The sequence below is a fragment of the Kitasatospora sp. NPDC041988 genome (genome assembly GCF_055588525.1).
In genome coordinates this window covers 86,207-95,561 of sequence record NZ_JBVJCO010000039.1, presented here as the reverse complement: position 1 = coordinate 95,561, position 9,355 = coordinate 86,207, and the positions used below count along the sequence as shown (strand labels likewise).

Annotated in this window: 10 protein-coding genes; 5 read left to right on the top strand and 5 right to left on the bottom strand. The window is 74.5% G+C overall.

Features of this window, described 5'->3' with window-relative positions; genetic code table 11:
• Window positions 1-145: 145 nt before the first annotated feature.
• The 4 genes from ACZ6NC_RS31340 to ACZ6NC_RS31325 all read right to left on the bottom strand — a co-directional run bounded on the left by ACZ6NC_RS31340 (window position 146) and on the right by ACZ6NC_RS31325 (window position 4,280).
• A complete protein-coding gene (locus tag ACZ6NC_RS31340; protein ID WP_465737223.1) occupies window positions 146-1,162 on the bottom strand; it encodes an ABC transporter substrate-binding protein in 1,017 nt (338 codons plus the stop codon).
• A 147-nt stretch (window positions 1,163-1,309) separates the two neighbouring features.
• Window positions 1,310-2,206, bottom strand: a complete 897-nt coding sequence (locus tag ACZ6NC_RS31335) for an ABC transporter ATP-binding protein (protein WP_465737222.1) — start codon at window positions 2,204-2,206, stop codon at window positions 1,310-1,312.
• On the bottom strand, window positions 2,206-3,249 hold the full coding sequence (locus ACZ6NC_RS31330; RefSeq protein ID WP_465737221.1) for a FecCD family ABC transporter permease: 1,044 nt from the start codon (window positions 3,247-3,249) through the stop codon (window positions 2,206-2,208). Before ACZ6NC_RS31330 ends, ACZ6NC_RS31335 begins: the two co-directional genes overlap by 1 nt.
• The gene (locus ACZ6NC_RS31325; protein ID WP_465737220.1) at window positions 3,246-4,280 is read right to left on the bottom strand and encodes a FecCD family ABC transporter permease; all 1,035 of its coding nucleotides are present in this window, start codon (window positions 4,278-4,280) and stop codon (window positions 3,246-3,248) included. Before ACZ6NC_RS31325 ends, ACZ6NC_RS31330 begins: the two co-directional genes overlap by 4 nt.
• Window positions 4,281-4,414: 134 nt before the next feature.
• Between ACZ6NC_RS31325 and ACZ6NC_RS31320 the strand changes: the two genes are divergently transcribed.
• The 4 genes from ACZ6NC_RS31320 (at window position 4,415) to ACZ6NC_RS31305 (ending at window position 7,539) form a co-directional block, all read left to right on the top strand.
• A complete protein-coding gene (locus ACZ6NC_RS31320; protein WP_465737219.1) occupies window positions 4,415-5,269 on the top strand; it encodes an iron-sulfur protein in 855 nt (284 codons plus the stop codon).
• 35 nt (window positions 5,270-5,304) lie between these two features.
• Window positions 5,305-5,706 (top strand): VOC family protein, encoded by a 402-nt coding sequence (locus tag ACZ6NC_RS31315; protein WP_465737218.1) that lies wholly within the window; start codon window positions 5,305-5,307, stop codon window positions 5,704-5,706.
• 108 nt (window positions 5,707-5,814) lie between these two features.
• Window positions 5,815-6,618, top strand: a complete 804-nt coding sequence (locus ACZ6NC_RS31310; RefSeq protein WP_465737217.1) for a dienelactone hydrolase family protein — start codon at window positions 5,815-5,817, stop codon at window positions 6,616-6,618.
• 120 nt (window positions 6,619-6,738) lie between these two features.
• Window positions 6,739-7,539, top strand: coding sequence for a hypothetical protein (locus tag ACZ6NC_RS31305; protein WP_465737216.1), 801 nt, complete (start codon window positions 6,739-6,741; stop codon window positions 7,537-7,539).
• 189 nt (window positions 7,540-7,728) lie between these two features.
• Here ACZ6NC_RS31305 and ACZ6NC_RS31300 read toward each other — a convergent pair whose 3' ends face one another.
• Window positions 7,729-8,325: a maleylpyruvate isomerase family mycothiol-dependent enzyme gene (locus tag ACZ6NC_RS31300; RefSeq protein ID WP_465737215.1), complete on the bottom strand. Its 597-nt coding sequence runs from the start codon at window positions 8,323-8,325 to the stop codon at window positions 7,729-7,731.
• Window positions 8,326-8,396: 71 nt separating this feature from the next.
• Here ACZ6NC_RS31300 and ACZ6NC_RS31295 point away from each other — a divergent pair, with 71 nt between their 5' ends.
• On the top strand, window positions 8,397-9,305 hold the full coding sequence (locus ACZ6NC_RS31295; protein ID WP_465737214.1) for a LysR family transcriptional regulator: 909 nt from the start codon (window positions 8,397-8,399) through the stop codon (window positions 9,303-9,305).
• The last annotated feature ends 50 nt before the right edge of the window (window positions 9,306-9,355 follow it).

The window sequence follows — 9,355 nt, the reverse complement described above, 5'->3', positions numbered from 1 at the left end:
TACCCGGTTGGGTGTGGTGGAGTGAGGACGGTGGCACCCCCGTGTGGCACCGGGTCCTCTCCGGGGGGGGGGGGGGGGGGGGCGGCCCGGGGGGGCGGCCCCCGCCTGCCCCCCCCCCCGACCGTCAACGGGTACTGATCGGCTGCTACTTGGGTGCCTCGACGCCCGCGGCCTTGGCGATGTCGCCGAGCATGGCGTCGGCGGCCTGGACGCCGATGCCGGACATCCAGGTCTCGTCCGGCACGTTGAAGACCTTGCTGTTCTTGACGGCGTTCAGGCCCTGCCAGACCGGGGTGCCCTGGACCTCGCTCTGCTTGGTCTTGGTCGGGTCGTCGGCGACGGTGACGAAGAGCAGGTCGGCGTCGGCCTGGTTGATCTGCTCGGCGCTGACCTCGATGATGTTCTGGTCCACGTCCTGGGAGGCCGGGCGGGCCAGGCCGACGTCCTTCAGCACGACGCCGCTGTAGGACGACTTGGCGTAGAGGCGGGTCGGGCCGGCCACGAAGCGGACGACCGAGGCGGTCGGCTCCTTGCCGCCGTTCTTGGCCTTGATCGCCTCGCCCAGCTTGGCGGCACGGGCCTCGTAGTCGGCCAGCGCCTTCTTGGCCTCGGCCTCCTTGCCGAGCGCCTGCGCGTAGAGGGCGAGGTTCTCCTTCCACGGGAAGCCGGTGGTCTCGGCGAGCACGGTCGGCGCGATGGCGTTGAGCTTGTCGTAGACCTTGGCGTGGCGGACCTTCGAGGAGAGGATCAGGTCGGGCTTGAGGGAGGCGATCAGCTCCAGGTTCGGCTCGTTCATCGGGCCGACGTCCTTGGTGTCCTTGATCTTGTCCTTGAGGTAGTTCGGGAACCCGCCCTCGGTCTTCATATGAGGGGAGACCGCGCCGACCGGCGTGATGCCCAGCAGGGTGACGTCGTCCAGCTCGCCGCTGTCCAGGACCACGACGCGCTTGGGCTGGGCCTTGATCTCGGCGGTGCCGGCGGCGTGGGTGACGCTGCGGGGGAAGACTGCGGCGGACCCGGCGGCGGCCGAGGCGGCGTCGCCGGCCGGCTTGGCCGCGTCCTTGGTGTCACCGTTGCTGCCGCAGGCGGCGAGCAGCGTGGTGGAGAGCGCGACGGCGAGGACGGCGACGGGGAGTCTGCGGGCGCGGCTGGAGCGGTTCATGGCGATTCCTTGTCTCTGGGGCGGGGTGATCGGACGCTTCCGGCGGTGCCCGGACGGATCCGGACGGCCGCCGGACGGATCCGGGCAGGGCGGGAGGCCGGCCCGGCCCGCGGGGGTGAGCGCGGGCGGCCGGAGGACGGTGGGCCGTCAGCCGGTGGTGGTGACGGCGGCGGTGGCGGTGGAGGTGACGGCGGCGGTGCGCGGCCTGGTGCGGGCCCGCGGCACGACGAGCGGTGTGCCGGTCTCCGGGTCGGGCACGACCAGGCAGGGCACCTGGAAGACCTCCTCCACCAGCTCGGCCGTGAGCACCTCGGTGGGCGCCCCGGCGGCGGCGAGGCGGCCGTCCTTGAGTACGACCAGGTGGTCGGCGTACCGGGCGGCCTGCCCGAGGTCGTGCAGCACCATGACGACGGTGCGCCCGGCCTCGGCGTGCAGGTCGGCGACCAGGTCGAGGACGTCCAGCTGGTGCCGGAGGTCGAGGAAGGTGGTCGGCTCGTCGAGCAGCAGCAGGTCGGTGTCCTGGGCGAGGGCGAGCGCGATCCAGGCGCGTTGGCGCTGACCGCCGGAGAGCCGGTCGACCTGCTGGTCGCGCAGCTCGGCGGTGCCGGTGCGGGCGAGTGCGTCCTCGACGGCCGCCTGGTCGGCCTTGGACCACGGGCTGAGCATCCGCTGGTGCGGGAAGCGGCCGAGCCGGACCAGCGACTCGACGGTGATCGCCTCGGGGGTGACCGGTTGCTGGGGCAGCAGGCCCATCCGCTTGGCGAGTGCCCGGGCGGGCATTCGGTGGATGTCGGAGCCGTCCAGGGTGACGGTGCCCGCGGCGGGGTCGAGCAGCCGGACGAGGCCGCGCAGCAGGGTGGACTTGCCGCAGGCGTTGGGGCCGACGATCGCGGTGACGGCGCCGCCGGGCAGCTCCAGGTCCAGCCCGTCCACGATCACCCGGTTGCCGTAGCGCAGGTGCAGTCCGTGGGCGGCCAGGCGGTTGGCCGACGTGTCGACGGCGGTCGCGGTGGTGGCGGTGTCGGTGGCGGTGTCGGCAGTCATCAGCTGCTCCTCTGGGGAAGCCGGCCCTGGCGGATCATCAGCACCAGGAGCCAGGGCGCGCCGAGCGTCGCGGTGACGGCACCGACCGGCAGGCCGTGGACGGGGATCACGTGGAGCACGAGGAGGTCGGAGGAGAGCAGCAGCACGGCGCCGGTGAGCGCGGTGAGGCCGAGCGTGCCGAGGGTGGGCGGGCCGGCGAGCAGCCGGACCAGGTGCGGCACGGCGAGTGCGACGAAGGCGACCGGCCCGGTGAGGGCGGCGGCGAGCGAGGCCAGAGTGATGGTGAGCAGCAGGAGCAGCACCCGGTCGCGGCCCGGGGTGAGGCCGAGTCCGCCGGCCGAGTCGTCACCGAGGTCGAGCACGGCGACCCGCCGGTGGGACAGCAGTACGGCGAGCGCGGTGAGCGCGATGGCGGTGCCGCCGATCCAGACCTCGGTCCAGTCCCGGCCGTAGAGCGAGCCGGTGGTCCACTGCATCGCGGAGGAGGCCAGCTCGGCCGGGAACCGTACGATCATCAGGTTCACGGCGGCGGCCAGGCCCTGCTGGACCGCCAGGCCGACCAGCACCAGCCGGGTCACGGCCATCCGCGAGCGCCAGGCGAACCCGCCGAGCAGCAGCGCGGCCAGCAGCCCGCCGCCGAGCGCGGCGAGCGGGATCAGCTCCTGCGAGGCGCCGGTGGCGAGCATCAGCACCGCGCCGAAGGAGGCGCCGCCGGTGACGCCGATGGTGTCGGGGGAGGCCAGCGGGTTGCGGAAGAGCCGCTGCAGCATCGAGCCGGCCACCGCCAGCCCGGCGCCGGCGATCAGCGCCGAGACCACCCGGGGTGCGCGGAACTCCTGCACCACCAGCACGTTCCCGGCGTCGCCGAGCCCGGCCAGCGCGCGCAGCGCGTCCCAGACGGACATCTTCACCTGGCCGGTGCCGAGTGCGACGCCGGTCAGCAGGACGAGCAGCGCGGCGGCCACCAGCGACCAGGCGGCGGTCCGAGCCCGGCGCCGGGCCACGGTGGTGCCCGCCGGGGGGTTCAGGGTGAGGACGCTCATCGGGCCACCTTCCGGGCCAGCACCGCGAGCAGCGGCGCGCCGAGGAAGGCGGTCACGATGCCGACCTCGATCTCGGACGGCCGGGCCATCACGCGCCCCAGCACGTCGGCGGCGAGCAGCAGCACCGGACCGGTGATCAGGCAGCCGGGTAGCAGCCAGCGGTGGTCGTTGCCGAGGAGCGGCCGGACGAGGTGGGGCGCGGCCAGCCCGATGAAGGCGACCGGCCCGGCGACGGCGACCGCGCCGCCCGCCAGGAGCACGACGGCCAGCCCGCCGAGCACCCGGATCCGGGCCACCGGCACGCCGAGCGACTGCGCGGCCTCGTCGCCGAGCGCCAGCGCGTTGAGCGCGGGGGCGACGGCGAAGGCGCCGATCAGACCGAGGGCGAGGAACGGCAGGACGGGCGTCAGGGTGTCCAGGTGGCGCCCGGCGATCGAGCCGGCCAGCCAGAACCGGGCCTCGTCCAGGGTGCGGTGACTGGCCAGCATCAGCGCCGACGTCCACGAGGTGAGCACCACGGTGAGCACCGTGCCGCCGAGGGCCAGCCGGACGGGGTCGAGATCCCCGCCGCGCCGGGACATCGCGTACGCGGCCACGGCGGCGACGGCCGCGCCGGTGAGGGCGAACCAGATGTATTCGACCGGCCGGGTGAGCCCGAAGGTGTAGATCGCGGCGACGACGGCGAAGCTCGCGCCGGCGTTGATCCCGAGGGTGATCGGCGAGGCGAGCGGGTTGCGGGTGACGCCCTGGGCGACCGCTCCGGCGACGCCGAGGGCCGCGCCGAGCACCAGGCCGATGATCGTCCGGGGGACCCGAAGGCCCGTCACCACGTCGGCATCGCCGCCGGAGCCGGAGCCGGCGAGGGCGTCGAGAACGGTGGAGAGGGGGATGGCGCGGGAGCCGAGTGCGAGGCTCAGCGCGGCGCACAGCACGAGTGCGGCAACTCCGGCGGCCAGCAGCAGGGGCCGCCGGAACGCCGAGGTCCGGGGCGGGGCCGGGGTTGTGGCGGCCGGCGGGGCGGTGGTGAGCACGAGGAGATATTAGGTTAGGCAAACCTAAGTTCGTCAACTCGGTCTCGGGAACGGCCCGGGTCGGGGTGCTGCGTCCGGAGTGGACTCCGATGCCTATAAGGTGAGCCTCACCTTAATCGATCTCGGGAGTGCCGATGATCTCGGGTACCGCACCCATGCCCGCCACCGACCGGAGTCCCTCTCCCCTCGGTGCCGACTACCGGCGGCTGCTGGACCTCTGCCCCGTCCTGCGGGTCAGACTGCTCGAGGACGGCGAACCGGCCCCGACCCGCGCCCAGGGCTGGTACTCCGCGGCCGAACTGGCCGCCGACCCCACGGCCCTGGAAGCCGCGCTGGCCGGCGAGGCCGCCCGGATCGCCCCGGCCGCCGCCGAGCACGGCACCACCCCGCGCCCGCACGTCGCCGCCTCCCGGCTGCTGCACCACTACCTCTGGTCGGTCTGCGTCCTGATCGCCGGGCCCTGGCACCTCGCCCGCCGCGTCCCCGCGATCGACGGATCGGACCTCTGGCTGCACGCCCCCACCGGCGACCTCGCCCTGCGCCCGCGAGCCCATGTCACGCTCCCGGGCGACGACGAACTCCGCGCCGAACTGCGCGCCGCCGTCGTCACCCACGTCGAACCGCTGCTCACCGCCTTCGCCGCCCCCACCCGGCGCGGCACCCGGGCGCTCTGGGGCATGGTCACGGACGACCTGGCCTCCGCGATCTGGTACCTCGGCCGGATGCTCGACGCGCAGCCCGGCGTCACCTCCCACTCCGCCGGCACCGTTGGAGAAACCGAGGCGGTCGCCGCCGCCGGGGCCGTCCTCCCCGGCGGCACCCAGCCCCTCCTCGGGGCCGCCGCCTTCCGTACCCTCTGCGGGCCGGACGGCCGAAGCCACCCCACCCGGACCCGCCTCGGCTGCTGCCTCTACTACGCGATCCGCCCCGACTCCGCGTGCATCACCTGCCCCAGGACGCCCGACGAGGAGCGCCTGCGGAGGCTCTGACACCTCCTCAGTCTCCGCCCGGTACGCTCGGTCGAATGATCGACTCCACCACCCACGTCCGGGTCGCCCGCCCCTCCCGGGACCTCGCCGCCGCCGAGCGCTTCTACGTCGACGGCCTCGGCCTCTCCGTGCTCTGGCGCACCGCCGAGCACGTCCCCGGCGAGCACGACCTGCTCATGGTCGGCCTCCCCGGCGGCGGTTGGCACTTCGAGCTCACCCATGACCCCGAGCACCCCGTCGAGCCGGCCCCGACCGTCGACGACCTCTTCGTCCTGTACCTGGGCGCACCCGTGGACGAGGCCCAGGTCGCCCGGCTGGAAGCCGCCGGCGGCACCCGCGTCCCCGCCCACAACCCGTACTGGGACGAGTTCGGCGTCACCGTCACCGACCCGGACGGCTACCGCCTGGTGCTCTGCACTCGCACCTGGACCGCCTGAGCGCCCGGCCGGCCGGGCCACCCCAAACGCCTGGACGCCCGGCCGCCGGGCCACTTGGCAGGAATTGCGTGGACGAGCCTGTCCGGGCGTCGATAATCTCCGGGCCGAATGCGCTCAGCCGCCCAGTACCGAGGAGAACCGACCGTGACAACCGCCGTGCGTGGCGCCGCCGTGGACATCCCGACGGCGGACGGCATCGCCGACGCCTACCTGGCCCACCCGGACGACGGCCGCGCCCACCCGGCCGTGCTGCTCTACATGAACGCGTTCGGGCTCCGCCCGTTCCTGGAGTCGATGGCCGACCGCCTCGCGGCCGAGGGCTACACCGTGCTGGTGCCCAACGTGCTCTACCGGCACGGCCGCGCGCCGGTCGTCGCGCTGCCCGAACCGCCGGAGCTGATCAACCCGGCCGCCGACCCGACCCTGTTCGAGCGCCTCGGCCCGATCATGGACTCGCTCACCGCGGAGCTGGCCGTCCGCGACGCCGGCGCGTACCTGGACTGGCTCGCCGAATCGCCGCTGACGACCGACGGGCCGGTCGGCATCACCGGCTACTGCCTCGGCGCCCAGCTCGCGCTGCGCACCGCGGGCGCCTACCCCGACCGGGTCGCGGTGGCGGCAGGCTTCCACGGCGGCATGCTGGCCTCCGACGAGGAGGACAGCCCGCACCTGGTCGCCGGCAAGGTCACGGCGGAGCTGTACTTCGGGCACGCCGACCAGGACCCGTCGCTCCCGGCCGACCAGATCGATCGCCTGGCCAAGGCTCTGACCGAGGCCGGCGTCCGCCACACCTGCGAGGTCTACGAGGGTGCGCCGCACGGCTTCACCCAGGCCGACACCGCCCCCTACCACCCGGAGGCGGCCGCCCGGCACTGGGACGCGCTGCTCGCCCTGCTGAAGCGCACGTTCTGACGCCGGGGGCGGCCGCCGGGGGTGGCCGCCGGGGCGGCCGACAAGCAGGAAGCCGTCCGGTCCGTCGTCCTGCTCTTCGTCGTGGCGGCCGTGTCGGTGGCCCGTGCCAGACTCCTGCCCATGTCTATCGCCGACCTCAGCCTCGACCAGTGGCGTTCCTACGACCTCCCCGCCGCCCGGACCGCCGCCCGGGCGGCGGCGGAGGCCGTGGGCGGCAGGGTGGCCGCCGTGGACACCGTCGACCACCTCGGCGCGCCGCTGCACCGCGTCCGGATCGACCGGGACGGCCGGGAGTTCGCGCTGATACCCGGTGGGCGGCTGGAGCTCGGCTTCGACCTGGACGCCTGGCGGCCCACGCCCGAGCAGGCCGCCGACTACGCACAGAGCCTGTCGGAGGGCTTCGGCTACGGCCCCGACCTGCGCGCCCACCTCGCCCAACTGCTCAGTCCGCGCCGGACGGTGACCCTCGCGACCGTGCTGATGGCGGTGGCGGACGAGGAGCTCACCGAGCCGCCCGCCGGCCTGCCCGCCGCCCTCGCCGCCCGCGGGCTGCGGCTGCCGACCCCCGACGAGTGGGAGCACGCCTGCGGCGCCGGCGCATCCACCCTCTTCCGCTGGGGCAACGACTGCCCGCTCGACCGCATCCCGTACGGGGACGCCGACGGCCCGCACGAGCAGCCGAACGCCTTCGGCCTGCGCATCGCCTACGACACCTACCGCACCGAGCTGAGCAGCGACGTCACGGCCGTCCACGGCGGGGACGGCGGCGAGTCGGTCTGCGGCGGCTATGGGCACCTGCTGGGCTGGCTGCCCCTGGCCACCGCCAACCGCAACCCGTTCGCGGCCGAGTTCGCCCACGGCCCCGACGGCGAGGACCTCTTCGAGAACCTCTCCGTCCGCCCGGTCCTGGCACTGGGCTGAGCTTTCGAAGACCGTCCCGACGGCCTGTCGGCCCCTCGTTCCGGGCCGAGCCGAGACCGCCGACAGCCGGTTCGGCACCGTGCTCCGGTTACGCGCCGCAGCCCGCAGCCCGCAGCCCGCACCGCAGCCTGTGGCCCGTAGCTCCTGTTCCGCCGCTCCGGGTCAGCCGGGCCGGGCCCGTAGCCCCGGTCAGTCGGCCAACTTCCGCCCGTAGGCGAGCAGTAGCAGCTCCCGGGCCGGCCGGGCCACCGTGCGGCCGCCGCTGCCGTAGGACCAGTCGAGGTCGGTGGCGCGCAGCTCCACTCCGTCCAGCTGCGCGCCGAAGAAGCGGAGGCTGCGCGGGGTGACGGCGTCCAGGAGGAGGCGCAGGCGGTCGGCGGGCACCCGGCGGTCGAGGCCGAGCGGGACGGTGATGTCCAGGCCGTGGACGACGTCGTGCCCGAGGGCGGCCGTGAACCCGCCGACCGGCGGCGTCCACGGGTGATCGGCGTTCTCCCGCAGGGCGTCGGCGAGTTCGCGCGGCCCGAGCGCGGCGGCGTCGCGCCGGGCGGTGCGGTCCGTCATCCGGTGCAGGCTGCCGCGCGCCCGGGCGAGTTCGAGCGCGGTGCGGGGGAGTGAGTAGCGGAACCCCAGGCTCATGTGCGCGGCCACCTCGCGCACGCGCCAGCCGGCGCAGAGCGAGGGGGCGTCCCACTGCGCGTCGGTGAGGCTGTCGAGGACGTCGGCGAGTTCGCGGCGCTCGGCGGCGATGGCGGCCCGGACGGTCGATGCGGTGCTGCTTCCCATGATCACCAGCCTGCCCGGGCCCGCGTCATCAGTCCAAGAGCTGGATCTTCTGATCGCTAGAATTCCTGGTTATGGAGCTTCGTCAGTTGCAGTACCTGACGGCCGTGGTCGAGGAGGCCAACTTCACCCGGGCCGCGGCACGTCTGCACCTCGCCCAGCCCGGCGTGAGCGCCCAGATCCGGCAACTGGAACGGGAGTTGGGTCATCAGTTGCTCGACCGTTCGGGCCGGACGGTCACCACGACCGAGGTGGGCGAGGCCGTCCTCCCGTACGTCCGGGCGGCGCTCGCGGCGGTCGAGGGCATCCGGCAGACGGCCGACGAGTACGCGGGTCTGGTGCGCGGGCAGGTCGCGATCGGGCTGGTGTCGGGGGCGGCGACGGAGGAGTTCGCGGTCGCCGAACTCCTCGCCGGCTTCCACCGCGACCACCCCGGCGTCGAGATCTCGCTGAGCGAATCCACCTCCGAGCAGATGCTCGCCGCCCTGCGCCGCGGCGAGTTGGACATCGCGATCGCCGGGGTGGCGGATCGACAGCCGCCAGCGGGAATCGAGTTCCAGGTGGTGGTGGACACCCCGCTGGTCGCCGCCACCGCCGCCGGCGACCCACTCCTCGCCGCCGACCGTGTCTCTGTGGCCGCCCTCGCCGACCGCCCCCTGATCAGCCTCCCGCGCGGCACGGGCCTGCGCGCCACCCTCGAACACGCCTGCGCGCAGGCCGGCATCGAGCCGCGCATCGCCTTCGAGGCCTCGTCGCCGCCCCTGCTCGCCCAACTCGCCGCCCGCGGCCTGGGCGTGGCCGTCCTGCCGGACCTCCCCGCCGAGTACTCCGCCGCCCTGGGCCTCGAAACCCGGCGGCTCACCGACCCGGCGCCCCGCGGCCGCATCGCCCTCGCCTGGCAGGCGGACGGCCCGCCGCGGCCCGCGGCCCGGGAGCTGCTGGCCAGGCTGCGGCGGGCGTTCCCGGCGGTGGGGGCAGGCTGATCGGTTCCTGGCAGGGTGGCACCCGCGTGTTTTCTCGGCGAGAGGGCACG